Source organism: Pseudomonas nitroreducens (genome assembly GCF_014204515.1).
GTDB lineage: Bacteria > Pseudomonadota > Gammaproteobacteria > Pseudomonadales > Pseudomonadaceae > Pseudomonas > Pseudomonas nitritireducens_A.
On the sequence record NZ_JACHLI010000017.1, the window covers coordinates 39,473 to 57,289 of the forward strand.

Here is a 17,817-nt window from a genome sequence, read left to right on the forward strand (position 1 = left end):
GCGAGTCTACCGCAGCCCCTCGGTGATGCCTGACCAGTCCAGGCCGAAGCGCGCCAGGAATTTGCGCAGGCGGTCGGCATCGTTGGGGTTCTGCTTCTCCTGGCGCGATACGGCGAACAGCTGGCGGCCGGCGTCGGACAGGCTGCGCGCCTGCCGGCAGACCTCGATCACCGCTTCCAGCTGCAGGCGGTCGAACAGGTCGATCGCCTCGGCGCCCTCCCCCAGCAATCCATCCAGCCAGCTCTCCGGCTGGCTGGCGCCCCAGGAGCGGCGCAACCGGCCGATCTCTTCTTCCACCAGCGCCTCGTCGATGCGCCCGCTGTCGGCCAGGGTCGCCATGCGCGTGATGGACGCCGACAGCTCGCGGAAGTTGCCGCTCCACAGCGCCTGCGCCGAGTTGGCGAAGGCCAGGTAGCGCGTGCGCGCCTCGCGGTTGAAACGCACCAGCCGGCCCTGCTCGCGGGCGTGGCGCTCCAGCTCGAAATCGATGTTCGGCTCGATGTCCTCGCGGCGCCCGGCCAGCCCCGGCAGGTCGAAGGTCCAGAGGTTGATGCGGGCGAACAGGTCCTCGCGGAACAGCCCCTCGGCCACCCGCTCGCGCAGGTCGCGGTGGGTCCCGGCGATCAGCTGGAAGTCGCTGCCCACCTCACGGTCCGAGCCCAGCGGGAAGAAGCGTTTCTCCTCGATGGCCTTGAGCAGCATGGCCTGCTCGTCCAGGCCCAGCTCGCCGATCTCGTCGAGGAACAGCATGCCGCCATCGGCCGCGCGCAGCAGGCCTTCACGGGCGTTCTGCGCGCCGGTGAAGGCGCCCTTGATGTGGCCGAACAGCGCGGACATGGCTCCGTCACCGCGCAGCGTTGCGCAGTTCACCTCGACGAAGCGCCCCTGGAACTGATGCCGCGCGCGCTTGAGTTCATACACCCGGCGCGCGAGGAACGACTTGCCGGCACCGGTCGGGCCGATCAGCAGCATCGGCGCGCGGGAGCGCCCGGCCACGCGCTCGATCTGCTCGATGGAGCGGTTGAACTCGGCGTTGCGCGTGGCGATGCCGGACTTGAGGAACGCCAGGCTCTCTTCCTGCTCGCGGCGGAAGCGCGTGGCGATGCGGTCGTAGCGCGACAGGTCGAGGTCGATGACCGCCACCGTTCCTTCCGGCTGCCGCGCCTCGTCCTTGCGCCGCGACGGCGAGGCCTGCACCAGCCGTGCCGGCAGGTAGCGCGCCTCGGTGAGGAGGAACCAGCAGATCTGCGCGACGTGGGTCCCGGTGGTGATGTGCACCAGGTAGTCCTCGTGCTCGGTATCGAAGCTGTAGCCAGCCACGAAATCGTGCAGCGCGCCGTAGACCTCCTCGAAATCCCAGGGGTTGCGCAGCGCCATGGGCTGCAGGCGCACTTCGGTTTCCGGGGAGACGTGCCGCACGTCGGCGGCGATGCGCTCGGCCAGCCCGATATCCCGCGCATCCAGCCCGTGGATCAGCTCCAGGCGGTCGACCAGCAGGTCCTGCTGCTGGCACAGGCCGACCGTGGGCCGCCACTTCTGCCAGCGCGCCGCGCCCTTGCCGACGCGATCCAGGGTGGAACCGAGGAAGCCGATGGCGACGGTTTTCTTGGCTTTCATCTTTTATCCATAAAGATAAATAACTATCTCAGGATATCCATAAATCCAGTTTACGGCCAATGACCGCGAGCGCCGTCGTCGACCGATAAAATTATTAAATCGTTATTTATCAACTACTTAATACATATCAGCACAAGCCTGAAGCAAACCTGGCACGCCCCTCGCTATATCTCCCTCGACCGCATCGCTGATGCAGCCCACGGGCAGGGACTTCAACTCCCGCCGGTGCCCGAGCCCACCCCTGGTGTCGGCTTCGTGCATGCCGCTGCAGCAGTCACGGTCGATGGCGCGGTAGCTCAGCCCGGTAGAGCACTCCCTTCGCGGGAGCCGTCGCAGGTTCGAATCCTGCCCGCGCCGTTCGATAGCTCAGCCTGGTAGAGCAGCCGTTTTCGGATGGCCTGTCGCGGGTTCGACTCCCGCTCGAACACTGCCCTGATAAGGCAGCTACTCATGAATGCAACACCCCGCCGGTGGGCGACGGGAAGGCGCAAGCGGCCAGGAAGGCCGGATACGCCAGGGACCCGCAGCCACCGCCGGCCCGCCCGGTACGAGGACCGGGCCCGCGACAAGGCAGGTGCTGGCCGAAGGATTCGGCCAGACGGACAGGAGGTCCGCAGCACCTGGCTCTCGCGAGCCCCCGCCTCGCCACCCGACGGGCTGGCGGACACCGGCATCCAAGGACAAGAGAAGAAGGAAGAGAAAAATATGAAACTGCTGAAGCGCTTTACCGTGAAGAAGAACGAACGCGGCCTGCTGTACTCCGAGGGCGATTTCCTGGCCATTCTGGAACCCGGTGCCTATCGCCGCCTGGACCTGTACAACCGCCTGAGCGTGGAAACCTTCAGCCTGAACACCCCGCTGTTCGAACACCGCCTGGCCGGCTACCTGCGTCAGTCGGAACCGGCGCTGGTCGAACGCTACTTCACCCGCATGGACCTGGCCGAGAACGAGGCCGGCCTGCGCTTCGAGGATGGCGTACTGGCGGAAATCCTCGCACCGGGCAGCCGCCGGCTGTACTGGAAAGGCCAGACCGAGCAGCGCCTGGAGCGCATCGACCTGAGCCAGGAATACCGCGTGGCTCCGGCACTGCTGCAGCAGATGCAGGGCAACCTGCGCGGCCGCAGTGTGAGCGGCGCCGAGGCGCTGCTGGTGACCCTGGTACCGGCCTACCAGGTCGGTGTGCTGAAGGTCGACGGCGCAGTGGTCGAGTTGCTGCCGGCCGGCCAGTACGGCTTCTGGCGCTACAACCGCCAGGTGAGCGTGGAGCTGATCGATACGCGGATCCAGGCGCTGGAAGTCAGCGGCCAGGAAATCCTCACCCGTGACAAGGTGAGCCTGCGCCTGAACCTGGCCGCCAACTGGCGTTACAGCGACGTGCTGACGGCGTTTTCCAGCCTGTCCAAGCCGCTGGAGCACCTCTACCGCGAGCTGCAGTTCGGCCTGCGCGCCGCGGTGGGCACCCGTTCCCTGGATGAGCTGCTGGAGAACAAGCAGCTGATCGACGACTCGGTCAGCGCCTACCTGAAGGAACGGCTGCCGGGCACCGGCATCGAGGTCAGCGGCCTGGGCGTGCGCGACATCATCCTGCCGGGCGAGATGAAGACCCTGCTGGCCCAGGTGGTGGAGGCGGAGAAGGCAGCGCAGGCCAACGTGATCCGTCGCCGCGAGGAAACCTCGGCGACCCGCTCGCTGCTGAACACGGCCAAGGTGATGGAGGACAACCCCACCGCCCTGCGCCTGAAGGAGCTGGAAACCCTGGAGCGGGTGGCCGAACGGATCGACCGCATCTCGGTATTCGGTGGCCTGGATCAGGTATTGAATGGACTGGTGACGCTGAAGCCGGCCTGACAAGGGCCTGCCCGGCGCAGGAGACAGCAAGGTGAAGAGCAACAAGCAGCGCCGCCAGGAAATCCGCCAGAAGCGCGAACAACGCAAGGCCTGGAAGGCCGAGCGGTCCAGGCGGCCGGAAAGCCGCCTGGCACCGCCCGGCAGCCTGCCGGTGAATCGCTCGAACCTGGCGCCCTACAACAGTTACGGCGACCCGCTGTTCGTGCGCCGTGGCTGGTACGAGGACCAGGACTTCACCTGCCAAGACTGCGGCGCCGAGCAGACCTGGACCGCCGCTCAGCAGAAGTGGTGGTACGAGGACTGTAAGGGACAGGTGTTCGCGACGGCGATACGCTGCCGCACCTGTCGATTGAACAAACGAATTCGCGATGGCCGGGCACAACCCGCTGCCGGCCACATCGCTCCGCAACTGAAGAGAGTCGAAACATGAGCACCAAGACCTTCCAACTGCTGGAAGTCGCCAACGGTAAACCGATCAAGCTCTGGACCCAGGGCGTGCCGGTCGAGGAAGACGCCAAACAGCAACTTATGAACACCGCGAAGATGCCCTTCATCTTCAAGCACCTGGCCGTGATGCCGGACGTGCACCTGGGTAAAGGCTCGACCATCGGCAGCGTGATTCCCACAAAGGGCGCCATCATCCCGGCCGCTGTGGGTGTGGATATCGGCTGCGGCATGATCGCCGCGCGCACCTCGCTGGTGGCCGCGGACCTGCCGGATAACCTGCACGGTCTGCGCACCGCCATCGAGAAGGCCGTGCCCCACGGACGCACCAACACCCGTGCAGGACGCGATAAGGGCGCCTGGGAAAACGTGCCCGAGCACGCCGACGACGCATGGCGCGCATTGGCCGGCCGCTTCAAGGTGATCACCGACAAGCACCCGAAACTGGAGAAGACCAACAACCGCAAGCACCTGGGAACGCTGGGGACCGGCAACCACTTCATCGAGGTCTGCCTCGACGAAGCCGACCGCGTCTGGTTCATGCTGCACAGCGGCTCGCGCGGCGTGGGTAACGCCATCGGCAACCTGTTCATCGAACTGGCCCAGGCCGATATGCGCCAGCACATCGCCAACCTGCCGGACCGTGACCTGGCCTACTTCGAGGAAGGCAGCCAGCACTTCGACGACTACGTGGAAGCGGTGGGCTGGGCCCAGGACTTCGCCCGGCAGAACCGCGAGCTGATGATGCACTCGGTGATCGCGGCGGCGCGGCAGATCATCCGCAAGCCGTTCGAAGCCAGCCTGGAAGCGGTGAACTGCCACCACAACTACGTGCAGAAGGAGCGCCACTTCGGCGAAGAGGTACTGGTGACGCGTAAAGGCGCGGTATCGGCGCAGAAGGGTCAGCTGGGCATCATTCCGGGGTCCATGGGCGCGAGGAGCTTCATCGTCCGCGGCCTGGGCAACGAGGAAGCCTTCTGCTCGTGCAGCCATGGCGCGGGACGGACCATGAGCCGCACCAAGGCGAAGAAGCTGTTCAGCGTCGAAGACCAGATTCGCGCCACCGCCCACGTCGAATGCCGCAAGGATGCCGACGTGATCGACGAGATCCCGATGGCCTACAAGGACATCGACGCCGTGATGGACGCCCAGCGCGAGCTGGTGGAAGTGCTGCATACCCTGCGCCAGGTGGTATGCGTGAAAGGATGAGGTGAGGACATGCTGCAACCCATGGAAAACCAGCGCATGCAGGAGCTGCGCAGCCGCCTGGAACAGGCCGGCTGCGTCTTCGACTTCCGCGTGCTGACACTCGACCCGAGCGCCACACCCGGCGAGGCGGAACATCGCCTGGCGTTGCAGATGCTCTTCGAAACCATCCAGGAACGCGCGCGGCAGTGGCAGGCGCAAGTCATCGCCCGCCACCCGCAGTACGCCACCCATGAATGGGCGGACCTGACGCCAGACCTGGCCCAGGCCCGCCCGCAGGCCCTCAGCGCCGAAGCCGTGCGCGAGCTGGCCCGCGACGACGGCCCGCTGTGCCGCGCCTTCCGCGCCCCGCCCTACGGCACCCAGCTGCAGGTCGCGGACTTCCGCGAATGGCTACAGGTGCTACGGCTGTACCCGGAGGAAGAACTGCAGGTCTTGGACTGGGTCGGCGACGGCGATGCCGAACCGCACCGCAGCCACTGGAGCTGCTACTTCGACGACGGCAAGGAATGGTGGGGCATCTGGTGCCTCACCCTGTACAACCCGCGACGACGAACATTGTCCGCGCTGGCCGCCAGCGCGACGGACTGAAGAAACAAGGAGTACCCCAATGAACAGGGACGAACGACACCCCCTCCCCGCCGCCATGCGCGAACGGGTGCTGGAAGAACTGCAACGACTGGAACAGGAGCACGCTGTGACCGTGCTCTATGCGTGCGAATCCGGTAGCCGCGCCTGGGGCTTCGCCTCGCCGGACAGCGACTACGACGTGCGCTTCGTCTACGTACACCAACCGGACTGGTACCTGCGCGTGGATGAGCCGCGCGACGTCCTGGAGCGCCCGCTCACTGACGAGCTGGACCTCAGCGGCTGGGAACTGCGCAAGACGCTGCGGCTGCTGCGCAAGTCCAACCCGACGCTGCTGGAATGGCTGGACTCACCGCTGGTGTACCGCAGCGAGCGGGCAGCGACCGAAGGCCTGCGCCAGCTGGCGCGCGACTTCTACTCGCCTGCCGCGGCTCGGGCGCATTACCTGTCGATGGCGAAGAAGAACTTCCGTGGCTATCTGCAGGGCGACGAGGTTCGCTACAAGAAGTACCTCTATGTGCTGCGCCCGCTCCTGGCGGTGCGCTGGATCGACCAGGGCCTGGGCATGCCGCCGATGGTCTTCGAGACATTGATGGAAGCGACTCTCGACGACGCCGCGCAGCGCGCCGAAATCGAGGAGCTGCTGGTACTCAAGCGCCAGGCAGCCGAGGCCGAATACGGTCCGGCGCGCCCGGCCCTGCACCGGCTGATCGAGGAACAACTGCAACGCGCAGAAGCCCTCGGCGCACCCCGTGGCGGCTGCCACGACACGGAGCGCCTGGACGGTTTCCTGCGCGAGCAGGTGGGGAACTACGCCAGATGAACAAGCACCTGATCGAACTCGACGGCGCCGAAGGCGGCGGGCAGATACTGCGCAGCGCGCTGAGCCTGTCGATGATCACCGGCAAGGCGCTGCGCATCGTCAACATCCGTGGCCGCCGTTCGCGGCCAGGGCTGCTGCGCCAGCACCTGACGGCCGTGCGCGCGGCGGCGGAAATCTGCGGCGCGGCAGTGGAAGGCGACGAGCTGGGCTCGCGCAGTCTGACCTTCCGCCCCGGCGCGATTCGCGGCGGCGACTACCGCTTCGCCATCGGCAGCGCGGGCAGCGCCGTGCTGGTGCTGCAGACGCTGCTGCCGGCACTGCTGTTCGCCGATGGGCCGAGCCGCCTGGCGATCAGCGGCGGCACGCACAACCCCCTGGCGCCGCCGACGGACTTCATCGAACGCAGCTGGCTGCCGCTGCTGCGGCGCATGGGCGCGAAGGTCGACTTCGAGCTGCTGCGCCACGGCTTCATGCCGGCCGGCGGCGGTGAGTTGCAGGTGCGCATCGAACCCGGCGAGTTGCAGCCGCTGCACCTGCCGGAAGCCGGCGCCGTGCTTTCGCGTTCGGCCCGCGCGCTGCTGGCGGCGATTCCCGGCCACGTCGGGGATCGTGAGCTGGAGAAGGTCAAGCGGCACCAGGATTGGCAGGCGGCGGCGACCCTGGTCGTCCGCCTGCCGGAAGATCAGGGGCCGGGCAACGCCTTGCTGCTGGAAGTCGAGTGCGAGCAGTTGAGCCTGGTGTTCTGCGCTTTCGGCCAGTCCGGGGTCAGCGCCGAGCGCGTCGCCAGCCAGGCGTTGCGCCAGGCGGAGGACTGGCGCCGCAGTGGCACCAGCGTCGAGGAGCATCTCGCCGACCAGTTGCTGCTGCCCATGGCTCTGGCCGGCGGCGGCAGCTTCAGCACGCCGGAGCTGAGCGATCATCTGCTGAGCAACCGCGCGGTGATCGAAGCCTTCCTGCCGGTGCGCATTGACTGCCAGCCGCGCGAGGCAGGCGGCCAGCACATCCGCATCACGCCGGCTTGACGCTTTCCTCACCAAACGCCGGATAGAGTGCCGCTCAATCACCCTATCCGGCGCGTGTGCCCGCCTCACCGGCACACGGGAGTCTCCATGGCGCAGCGCGCCGCCCTCGTCCTGCTCTGCGCCGCGCTGCTCGCCGGCTGCGAAACCACCCACGAAACCCTCATCGCCCAGGGCTACCCGCCCGCCTACGCCGACGGCTATGACGACGGCTGCGGCAGCGGTCGCCAGGCAGCGGGCGCGATCACCGGCGAATTCCGCAAGAATGTCCCGCGCTATCTGGATGAGCCGAAGTACGCCCTGGGTTGGAACGACGGCTTCCAGCAATGCCAGGCCATGCGCGTCAGCCAGGAACGCCAGGAATACGAGGAACAACGCAACAGCGACCGGGACCGCGACTGGGAGCAGCAGAAGGACCGCGCGCTCTCTCGTGCCCTGCGCGGCAACTGACCGCTGCGGCAACCATCCGCACCTGCATCGGGCCGCGCGCTTGATTTCGGTCAAGCTGGCTGCCGCCCACCTGGCCTCTCCTTGAACTCAGAAGAAACCAAAAAGCCTGAGACAAGGAGACTCCACATGCAGCCCATCAAACTGGCCCTGGGCAGCCTGCTGCTGGCCGTCAGCACGGCGGCGGCGCAAGCGAATGCCGAAGTCCTGCGCGACAGCGCCAACAGCATCTTCAAGCCCATCCCGGCGCAGGCCAGCGACAAGCTCGACCCCAACCAGATCGAACTGGGCCGGCAGCTGTTCTTCGAGCCGCGCCTGTCCGCCAGCCATGTGATCAGTTGCAACACCTGCCACAACATCGGCACCGGCGGCGCCGACAACGTACCCGCCTCCAGCGGCCACGCCTGGCAGAAGGGTGCACGCAACTCACCCACGGTGTTCAACGCGGTATTCAACGTCGCGCAGTTCTGGGATGGCCGCGCCAAGGACCTGGAAGAACAGGCCAAGGGCCCGGTGCAGAACCCGGTGGAAATGCACAACACGCCGAAGAACGTCGAGGCCACGCTGCGCAGCATGCCCGAGTACGTCGCCGCCTTCGAAAAGGCCTTCCCTGCCGACAAGCAGGCAGTCAGCTTCGACAACATGGCCCGCGCGCTGCAGGCCTTCGAGTCGACCCTGATCACCCCGGACTCGCGCTTCGACCTCTACCTCAAGGGCGACGACAACGCCCTGGATGCCAAGGAGCAGAAGGGCCTGCAGACCTTCATGAGCGCCGGCTGCATCAGCTGCCACAACGGCGTGAACCTCGGCGGCCAGGCGTACTTCCCGTTCGGCCTGGTGAAGAAGCCCGACGGCAAGATCCTGCCCACCGGCGACAAGGGCCGCTTCGAGGTGACCAAGACGCAGAACGACCAGTACGTGTTCCGCGCCGCGCCCCTGCGCAACATCGCGCTGACTGCGCCGTACTTCCACAGCGGGCAGGTCTGGGACCTGGAGGAAGCGGTGGCGATCATGGGCACCGCACAGCTGGGCAAGCAGCTCAATGCCGAGGAAGTCGGCGATATCGTCGCCTTCCTCAAGACCGTCACCGGCCAGCAGCCGAAGGTGGAGTACCCGATCCTGCCGCCGAGCACGGCGACCACGCCCAAGCCGGTGGATTGAACCGGGCCGCTCCTACGGGATACTTCGGTGCTCGGATCAGCCCTCACCCTAACCCTCTCCCAGAGGGAGAGGGGACTGGTTCGGCGCAGGTTGAAACCGAGGAGTCAGCCGGCATGGACGGCTCCCTCTCCCATAGGGAGAGAGGACTGATCGGCGCAGGTTGAAACCAAGGCGTCAGCCGGCACGGACGGCTCCCTCTCCCAGAGGGAGAGGGGACTGGTTCGGCACAGGTTGAAACCAAGGCGTCAGCCGGCACGGACGGCCCCCTCTCCCTGAGGGAGAGGGCTGGGGTGAGGGGGAATCGTTGGCGAGGAGTCAGGCTGTAGGGCGCATAACCTGGAACAGGTTATCCGCCGACAAGGAGCAGGCGGATAACGCCGGCGCGTTGTTCGCCCTACGAAGGGCGACTTTGCAGCGACCGGAAAGAAAAACGGGCCCATCGGGCCCGTTCTTCATTCACAGGGAGCGATCAGACCACGCCCTGGGCCAGCATGGCGTCGGCGACCTTGACGAAGCCGGCGATGTTGGCGCCCTTCACGTAATTGATCCGGCCATTCTCCTCGCCATAGGCGACACAGGCATGGTGGATGTTCTGCATGATGCCGTGCAGGCGCTGATCCACTTCACCGGCGGTCCACAGCAGGCGCATGGCGTTCTGGCTCATCTCCAGGCCGCTGGTGGCGACGCCGCCGGCGTTCGAAGCCTTGCCCGGCGCGTAGAGGATGCCGGCCTCGAGGAAGATATCCACAGCCTCCAGGGTCGACGGCATGTTCGCGCCTTCGGCCACGCAGATGCAGCCGTTGGCCAGCAGGGTGCGCGCGTCGTTGGCGTCCAGCTCGTTCTGGGTGGCGCAGGGCAGCGCGATGTCGCAGGCCAGCGACCACGGACGCTCACCGGCAATGAAGCGCAAACCGGGACCGGTCAGCTCGCTGAGACGGCCGCGACGGACGTTCTTCAGCTCCATCACCGCTTCCCACTGCTCCAGGGTCAGGCCGGCCTCGAAGAACAGCGTGCCTTCGGAATCGGACAGCGAGATCACCTTGCCGCCAAGTTCCATGACCTTCTGCGCGGCGTACTGGGCCACGTTGCCGGAACCGGAGATGGCCACGCGCTGGCCGTCGAAGCCGCTGTCGCGGGCCTTGAGCATTTCCTGGGCGAAGTACACGCAGCCATAGCCGGTGGCTTCCGGGCGGATCAGGCTGCCGCCGTAGGACATGCCCTTGCCGGTCAGCACCGAGGTGAACTCGTTGGACAGGCGCTTGTACTGGCCGAACAGGTAGCCGATCTCGCGGGCGCCCACGCCGATGTCGCCGGCCGGCACGTCGAGGTCAGCGCCGACGTGGCGGAACAGCTCGCTCATGAACGACTGGCAGAAGCGCATGACTTCGGCGTCACTCTTGCCCTTGGGATCGAAATCCGAGCCGCCCTTGCCGCCGCCCATGGGCAGCGAGGTCAGGGAGTTCTTGAAGACCTGCTCGAAGGCGAGGAACTTCAGCACGCCCAGGTTCACCGAGGGGTGGAAGCGCAGGCCGCCCTTGTACGGGCCGATGGCGCTGCTCATCTGGATGCGGAAACCGCGGTTGACCCGCACCCGCCCGGCGTCATCCACCCACGGCACGCGGAACAGGATCGCGCGTTCGGGTTCGACGATGCGTTCGACGATGCCGGCCTGCAGGTAGTGCGGATTGGCTTCGAGGAAGGGCCAGAGGGAACGCAGCACCTCTTCCACCGCCTGGTGGAATTCGGGCTGATCGGGATCGCGCCGCTTGAGGCGCTCGAGGAACGAGTCAACGGATTGCGTCATGTCTACACCGGTACTTTTCTGGTTATGTGATGCTTTTTTGCCGGTCGACTCTAACAACCTGAACCGCACTGAGATAGTGCAAAGTGACGCTTTTATGAATCTTTATGGTGCAAAAGTATAAATTCAGACCCGTCCAACCCGGCAGAAGATCAGAATTCTGTATACAAAATCAATAGAAAATCGCACCCAATCATTGACCCAGCAAGGATGACCCCATGACCTACCGCCGCGCCGCCCTGCTTGCCCTGCTCACCCTCGGCGCCGCCCTGCCCGCGCTGGGCGCCATGAAATTGGGCAACTTCACCGATTCCGGCGCGCTGCTCGTGGCCGATACCTTCGACGCCGAGACGATCCACAAGTCGGACTTCAGCACCGACGACCTGCAGCGCATGTCGCGCCAGCTGGAAGAGCAGCAACGCACCCTGCAGGACCAGGCGCGACAGATCGACGCACTGCAGCGCCAACTGGAAGACCAGCGCCGCGCCCTGGACGATCTCAAGCGCAGCCGCTGAGCGAATCCGCAAAGGACGCGCAAATGAAAACGGGGCCCGAAGGCCCCGTTTTCCTGCACAAGCGGCTTACGCCAGCTTCTTGTAACGCACGCGGTGCGGCTGCGAGGCAGCGTCGCCCAGGCGTTTTTTACGATCGGCTTCGAACTCGGTGTAGTTACCTTCGAAGAAGGTCACCTTGCCGTCGTCCTCGTAGGAGAGGATGTGGGTCGCGATGCGGTCCAGGAACCAGCGATCGTGGGAAATCACGATGGCGGCGCCGGGGAAGTCCAGCAGCGCTTCTTCCAGCGCACGCAGGGTTTCCACGTCGAGGTCGTTGGACGGTTCGTCGAGCAGCAGCACGTTGCCGCCCTGCTTCAGGGTCAGGGCCAGGTGCAGACGGCCGCGCTCACCACCGGAGAGGTCCTTGACGAACTTCTGCTGGTCGCCGCCCTTGAAGTTGAAGCGGCCGACGTAGCTGCGCGACGGGACTTCGTAGTTGCCGATCTTGATCTGCTCGAAGCCGTCGGACACCTGTTCCCACACGGTCTTGTTGCCTTCGAGGACTTCGCGGCTCTGGTCGACGCTGGCGATCTGCACGGTTTCGCCGATCTCGATGGTGCCCGAGTCCGGTTGTTCCTTGCCGGTCAGCATGCGGAACAGGGTGGATTTACCCGCACCGTTGCCGCCGATCACGCCGACGATGGCGCCCTTGGGAATGCTCAGCGACAGGTTGTCGATCAGCACGCGCTCGCCGTAGCCCTTGGTGACGTTGTGCAGCTCGATGACCTTGTCGCCCAGGCGCGGACCGGCCGGGATGTAGATCTCGTTGGTCTCGCTGCGCTTCTGGAATTCCTGCGATTGCAGTTCCTCGAAACGCTGCAGACGGGCCTTGGACTTGGACTGACGGGCCTTGGCGCCCTGGCGTACCCACTCCAGCTCAGCCTTCATGGCCTTGGCGTGGGAAGCTTCCTGCTTGGCTTCCTGGGCCAGGCGGTTGGCCTTGGATTCCAGCCAGCCGGAGTAGTTGCCTTCGAACGGGATGCCCTGGCCACGGTCCAGCTCGAGAATCCAGCCAGCGACGTTGTCGAGGAAGTAACGGTCGTGGGTGATCGCTACCACGGTGCCCTGGAAGTCGTGGAGGAAGTGCTCCAGCCAGGCGACGGAGTCGGCGTCCAGGTGGTTGGTCGGTTCGTCCAGCAGCAGCATGTCCGGGGCGGACAGCAGCAGGCGGCAGAGGGCGACACGACGCTTCTCGCCACCGGAGAGGTGTTCGATCTTCGCGTCCCACGGCGGCAGGCGCAGGGCGTCGGCGGCGACTTCCAGCTGGCGCTCCAGGTTGTGGCCGTCGGAAGCCTGGAGGATGGCTTCCAGCTTGGCCTGCTCGGCGGCCAGGGCGTCGAAGTCGGCGTCCGGCTCGGCATAGGCGGCGTAGACCTCGTCCAGGCGAGCCTGGGCGGCCTTGATCTGGCCGACGGCCTCTTCGACGATCTCGCGCACGGTGGCCTGCGGATCGAGCTTGGGCTCCTGCGGCAGGTAACCGACGTTGATGCCGGGCATCGGCCGGGCTTCGCCTTCGATCTCAGTGTCGACGCCAGCCATGATGCGCAGCAGGGTGGATTTACCCGCGCCGTTCAGGCCGAGCACGCCGATCTTGGCGCCGGGGAAGAACGACAGGGAGATGTTCTTGAGGATTTCACGCTTGGGCGGCACGACCTTGCCGACCCGGTGCATGGTGTAGACGTATTGAGCCATGGATACCTGACTTCTGGGATGAATTGATGATCGGGATGGCCGGAACGGACGACGGCAGGTTCCGGGACGCCGGCTCGCGGGCCGGAAGCGGCAGCGCTCAGCAGATTGAGAGCAGGCTGCCGGCGGGCGCGAACGGCCGATGGACGGCCCTTCGCGCGGGACTCTGCGGGGATGTACTTTATGCACCGCACTAACGCCGTACATCACGCGCGCGTGCGGCAAAGCTACCGGAATGGCTCGGGAAGGGCAAACGACGCTCGTCGGCCATGCTGGCACTTCGCCGCCTTTCCGGGCATCCTAGCCTGCGCCGAATTCAGCCGTATCGCCCCAGGTCCCTAGCCCCTTGTCTATTTCCCCCCGCACTCCTCCGGACGCCCTGGCTAGGCCTGGCCGCGTCGCGACCCGGACAGCCCTGATGCTGCTGGTGCTGCTGATGCTCGGCCTGCTGGGCTGGCAGCTGCACCAGGAGTTCCGCAATCAGGAGCGCTTCGAGCGCGAGCGGGTGGAACTGCACGGCGAGCAGATGGCCCAGCGCATCTCGCTGACCCTGGAACTGAAGGCGGTGGCCGCCCAGGCCCTGCTCCAGCAGGAGGGCGAGCGCACTGCCGGCGCCCCGCTGATCGCCGGCCTGAAACACATCTACCCGTCCTTCCACAGCCTGCTGCGGCTGGATGCCGACGGGCTGGCCGTGTCCGACTCGGCCATCGGCCTGAAGGACGCCGCGTTCGTCGAGGCCCTGCGCCAGCGCAGCACCGGCGAACCCTTCCACTACGCCTTCAGCGAGGACAACGGCGGCCACTTCTATGTCTGGCTGAAGGCGACCGAACCCGGCGAGGGCGACAGTGTCATCCGCCTCGACGAGAAGATCGCCCGGCGCGGCTGGGCGGCGCAGATCCGCCCGGAGTCGCCGGACTGGATCCTGGTCGACGAGGTGCAGCAGAAGGTGCTCGGCCGCTCCAGCGGCTACCGTCCCGGCCCGCTGTCCGCCGCCTCGCCCAAGGAACAGGCACAGAGCCTGGATGGCCTGGAGATTCCCCATACCGACTGGCACCTGCGCCCGCAGTTCGACAGCCAGCAGTTGCGCACTACCCTGCTGCCGCGCCTGGGCGGCGAGCTGGCGCTGCTGCTGGTGCTCGCCGGCATCGCCGGCGCCGCGTTGCTGCGCCTGCAGCGCGAACAGCAGAACCTGCGCGCGCTGACCGCCGAGTCCCAGCAGAGCCTGCGCCAGGCCGCGCAAGCCCTGGGCGCCATCGACGAACGGGTGCTGGTGACCCGCGCCGATGGCCGGCTCGCCTACCTCAATCCGCAGGCCGAGCAGCTGTTCGGTATCACTGCCGACAAGGCCGACGAACATCACCTGCTGGAACTGCTGCCCGGCCTGGGCGGCCTGCTCAACGGCAGCGAAGGCGCGGCCGACAACGGCTCGGAGCTGGTGCGCGTCAACCACACCGGCCAGGCCCGGCTGTTCGCCGTCAGCCATCATTCGCTGGACGACAGCCCGCTGTCGCCGGAGCAGTCCTGGGTGCTGCGCGGCAACCTGCCCCAGGGCGGGCAGGTCTGGGTGCTGCGCGACGTCACCGAGGAGCAGCAGGCGCTGCACATCCTCGAAGAGACCCGCCGGCGCTACCAGGACATCTTCGACGGCGTCGGCGTCGCCCTCTGCGTGCTCGACCTCTCCGCCCTGCGCCAGAGCCTGGTGGACCTCAACCTGCGCCGCCAGAGCGATTTGCGCGAGTGGATCGCCTCGCAGCCCGAGCGCCTGCCCTGGCTGCTGCGCCAGGCGCGGATCACCGAGATCAACAACGTCGCCAAGCGCCTGATGGGCGTGAGCAGCACCGAACAGGCCTGGCAGGTGCTGATCGGCAACGCCGGCATGCGCCCCGACGGAGTGCGCAGCAAGGTGCTCGAAGCGGTGCTGCACGGCCACGGCATGGTCGAGCTGGAAGCCTGCATCCACACCCGCCAGGGCGAGCAGCGCCACCTCTGGCTGCAGTTGCGCGTGCCGGAGATGATCCAGGACTTCCACGCCGTCACCCTGAGCCTGTCGGACATCACCAGCCGCAAGCAGGTCGAGCTGTCGCTGATCGAGCGCGAAAAGTTCTGGTCCGACGCGGTGCGCGCGGTGCCCGACACCCTCTACATCCACGACATCGCCGCGCGCCGGGTGATCTTCAGCAACCACAACCTCGGCCACCAGCTGGGCTACAGCAGCGACGAGCTGCGCGAGATGGGCGAGCGCTTCTGGGAAAAGGTCCTGCACCCGGACGACGTCGAGTACTACTGGCGCGTGCGCAACCTGCAGCAGGTGGTGGGCGACGGCCTGCTGCTGGACAGCCAGCTGCGCTGGCGCCACCGCGACGGCAACTGGCACTGGTTCGACATCCGCGAGCAGGCCTTTACCCGCGATGACGCCGGCCGCGTGGCACGGCTGATCGGCGTGGCCAAGGACATCACCGACACCGTCGAGGCGCACAACTCGCTGCGCGAGAGCGGCCGCCGCTACCGCATGCTCGCCGAGAGCATCAGCGACGTGATCCTCTCCACCGACGCCCAGGTCCAGCTCAACTACATCAGTCCATCGATCCAGCAGGTGTTCGGCTACAGCCCCGAGTGGGTGCTGGCCAACGGTTTCCAGCAGGTAGCCGCCAACCCGGCGCAGCTGGAGCGCCTGGACGAACTGCTGAACCGCGTGCAGGGCGCCATCGGCGAGCCCAAGCGCCTGGCCGAACTGCGCGAGAGCACCGAGCCACAGCTGTTCGGCCTCGACTGCCTGCACGCCGATGGCCACAAGATTCCCGTGGAGCTGCGCATCGCCCTGATGTGGGACGACCACGGCCGCTTCGAGGGCCTGCTCGGTGTCGCCCGCGACATCAGCCAGCAGCGCCGCGCCGAGCGCGAGATGCGCATGGCGGCGACGGTATTCGAGCACTCCACGGCGGCGATCATGGTCACCGATCCGGCCGGCTACATCGTGCAGATCAACGACTCCTTCAGCCGCCTCACCGGCTACTCCGCCGAGGAAGTGCTCGACCAGTTGCCGCGCCTGCTCACCGCCGACCGCCAGGAGGCCAACCAGCTCAAGCACGTGCTGGAAAGCCTGCGCAAGAGCGGCAGCTGGGAAGGCGAGATCCTGCAGAAGCGCAAGAGCGGCGAGCTGTATCCCAGCTGGGTCGGCATCACCGCGGTGCACGACGAGGAAGGCGACCTGGTCAGCTTCGTCTGCTTCTTCAGCGACATCAGTGAGCGCAAGGCCAGCGAGCGACGCATCCACCGCCTGGCCTACTACGACGCCCTGACCCACCTGCCCAACCGCACGCTGTTCCAGGACCGCCTGCACACCGCCCTGCTGCAGGCCGAACGGCACCAGCAGTGGGTGGTGCTGATGTTCCTCGACCTCGACCGCTTCAAGCCGATCAACGACTCCCTCGGCCACGCCGCGGGCGATCGCATGCTCAAGGAGGTGGCCGAGCGCCTGAGCCATTGCGTCAGCGACGACGACACCGTGGCGCGCATGGGCGGCGACGAATTCACCCTGCTGCTGCCCGGCCAGAAGGACCGCGACAAGGCGCTCAACCAGGCGATCCAGGTCGCCGAGCAGATCCTCTCCAGCCTCGCCCGCCCCTTCACCCTGGAAGGCCGCGAGTTCTTCGTCACCGCCAGCATCGGCGTGGCGCTCTCGCCGCAGGACGGCGCCGAGCTCAGCCAGTTGATGAAGAACGCCGACACGGCGATGTACCACGCCAAGGAAATGGGCAAGAACAACTTCCAGTTCTACCAGGCCGAGATGAACGCCCGTGCCCTGGAACGCCTGGAGCTGGAAAGCGACCTGCGCCGTGCCATCGAGCAGCACGAGTTCGTCCTGCACTACCAGCCGCAGTTCACCGGTGACGGCCGCCGCCTGACCGGCGCCGAAGCGCTGCTGCGCTGGCAGCATCCCAAGCGCGGGCTGATCCCGCCGGCGGAGTTCATCCCGGTGCTGGAGGAGCTCGGCCTGGTCGCCCAGGTCGGCGACTGGCTGCTCGAACAGGCCTGCCTGCAACTGCGCGCCTGGCACCGCGACAAGGTGCGGGTGCCGAAGATTTCGGTGAACCTCTCGGCCCGCCAGTTCGCCGACGGCCAGCTGGGCGAGCGCATCGCCGGCATCCTTGCCGACACCGGGATCGCCCCGGCGTGCCTGGAGCTGGAACTGACCGAAAGCATCCTGATGAGCGACGTTTCCCAGGCGATGCAGATACTTTCCGGGCTGAAGCGCCTGGGTCTGGCCATCGCCGTGGACGACTTCGGCACCGGCTATTCCTCGCTCAACTACCTCAAGCAGTTCCCCATCGACGTGCTGAAGATCGACCGCAGCTTCGTCGACGGCCTGCCCCACGGCGAGCAGGACGCGCAGATCGCCCGCGCCATCATCGCCATGGCCCACAGCCTGAACCTGATGGTGATCGCCGAGGGCGTGGAGACCCACGACCAGCTGGAATTCCTCCGCGAGCACGGCTGCGACGAGGTGCAGGGCTTCCTCTTCGGCCGCCCGGTGCCGGCCGACCAGTTCGCCGCGCTGTTCGCCAGCAATGCGCTGTTCCTGCTCGGCTGACGCCGCGAGGCGGCAGGCGGCAGGCGGCA

13 protein-coding genes and 1 tRNA gene are annotated in these 17,817 nt (G+C 66.5%); 11 read left to right on the plus strand and 3 right to left on the minus strand.

Annotation, left to right across the window (positions count from 1 at the left end; all coding sequences use genetic code 11):
* Positions 1 to 6 precede the first annotated feature (6 nt).
* Positions 7 to 1,617, minus strand: coding sequence for an RNA repair transcriptional activator RtcR (rtcR, locus tag HNP46_RS20060; protein WP_184592402.1), 1,611 nt, complete (start codon positions 1,615 to 1,617; stop codon positions 7 to 9).
* Between the two features lie 285 nt (positions 1,618 to 1,902).
* Between rtcR and HNP46_RS20065 the strand changes: the two genes are divergently transcribed.
* From HNP46_RS20065 to HNP46_RS20105, 9 genes are all read left to right on the plus strand, one after another.
* Positions 1,903 to 1,974, plus strand: a tRNA-Arg gene (locus tag HNP46_RS20065).
* 348 nt (positions 1,975 to 2,322) lie between these two features.
* Positions 2,323 to 3,465 (plus strand): slipin family protein, encoded by a 1,143-nt coding sequence (locus HNP46_RS20070; RefSeq protein ID WP_184592404.1) that lies wholly within the window; start codon positions 2,323 to 2,325, stop codon positions 3,463 to 3,465.
* Positions 3,466 to 3,496: 31 nt separating this feature from the next.
* On the plus strand, positions 3,497 to 3,895 hold the full coding sequence (locus HNP46_RS36075) for a zinc-ribbon domain containing protein (RefSeq protein WP_184592407.1): 399 nt from the start codon (positions 3,497 to 3,499) through the stop codon (positions 3,893 to 3,895).
* Entirely contained in the window at positions 3,892 to 5,118 is a 1,227-nt protein-coding gene (locus HNP46_RS20080; protein ID WP_184592409.1) for an RtcB family protein, read from the plus strand. Before HNP46_RS36075 ends, HNP46_RS20080 begins: the two co-directional genes overlap by 4 nt.
* 9 nt (positions 5,119 to 5,127) lie before the next feature.
* Positions 5,128 to 5,706: a hypothetical protein gene (locus HNP46_RS20085; RefSeq protein ID WP_184592410.1), complete on the plus strand. Its 579-nt coding sequence runs from the start codon at positions 5,128 to 5,130 to the stop codon at positions 5,704 to 5,706.
* Positions 5,707 to 5,725: 19 nt separating this feature from the next.
* Positions 5,726 to 6,526 (plus strand): nucleotidyltransferase domain-containing protein, encoded by an 801-nt coding sequence (locus tag HNP46_RS20090; RefSeq protein ID WP_184592412.1) that lies wholly within the window; start codon positions 5,726 to 5,728, stop codon positions 6,524 to 6,526.
* Complete coding sequence (rtcA, locus tag HNP46_RS20095) at positions 6,523 to 7,548, plus strand: RNA 3'-terminal phosphate cyclase (protein WP_184592414.1); 1,026 nt, start codon at positions 6,523 to 6,525, stop codon at positions 7,546 to 7,548. Before HNP46_RS20090 ends, rtcA begins: the two co-directional genes overlap by 4 nt.
* A gap of 87 nt (positions 7,549 to 7,635) precedes the next feature.
* Positions 7,636 to 7,995, plus strand: coding sequence for a hypothetical protein (locus HNP46_RS20100; protein ID WP_184592416.1), 360 nt, complete (start codon positions 7,636 to 7,638; stop codon positions 7,993 to 7,995).
* Positions 7,996 to 8,121: 126 nt separating this feature from the next.
* Positions 8,122 to 9,153 (plus strand): cytochrome-c peroxidase, encoded by a 1,032-nt coding sequence (locus HNP46_RS20105; RefSeq protein ID WP_184592419.1) that lies wholly within the window; start codon positions 8,122 to 8,124, stop codon positions 9,151 to 9,153.
* Positions 9,154 to 9,622: 469 nt separating this feature from the next.
* Here the strand turns inward: HNP46_RS20105 and gdhA are convergent, their stop codons facing one another.
* The gene (gdhA, locus tag HNP46_RS20110; RefSeq protein ID WP_184592421.1) at positions 9,623 to 10,957 is read right to left on the minus strand and encodes an NADP-specific glutamate dehydrogenase; all 1,335 of its coding nucleotides are present in this window, start codon (positions 10,955 to 10,957) and stop codon (positions 9,623 to 9,625) included.
* A gap of 215 nt (positions 10,958 to 11,172) precedes the next feature.
* On the opposite strand from gdhA, the gene HNP46_RS20115 reads away from it, so the two are divergent.
* Positions 11,173 to 11,469 carry a hypothetical protein gene (locus HNP46_RS20115; protein WP_260403216.1) on the plus strand — a complete coding sequence of 99 codons (297 nt, stop codon included), beginning with the start codon at positions 11,173 to 11,175 and terminating at the stop codon, positions 11,467 to 11,469.
* A gap of 66 nt (positions 11,470 to 11,535) precedes the next feature.
* Here HNP46_RS20115 and ettA read toward each other — a convergent pair whose 3' ends face one another.
* The gene (ettA, locus tag HNP46_RS20120) at positions 11,536 to 13,200 is read right to left on the minus strand and encodes an energy-dependent translational throttle protein EttA (protein WP_184592423.1); all 1,665 of its coding nucleotides are present in this window, start codon (positions 13,198 to 13,200) and stop codon (positions 11,536 to 11,538) included.
* Positions 13,201 to 13,615: 415 nt separating this feature from the next.
* On the opposite strand from ettA, the gene HNP46_RS20125 reads away from it, so the two are divergent.
* The gene (locus HNP46_RS20125; RefSeq protein WP_184592425.1) at positions 13,616 to 17,788 is read left to right on the plus strand and encodes a GGDEF and EAL domain-containing protein; all 4,173 of its coding nucleotides are present in this window, start codon (positions 13,616 to 13,618) and stop codon (positions 17,786 to 17,788) included.
* The last annotated feature ends 29 nt before the right edge of the window (positions 17,789 to 17,817 follow it).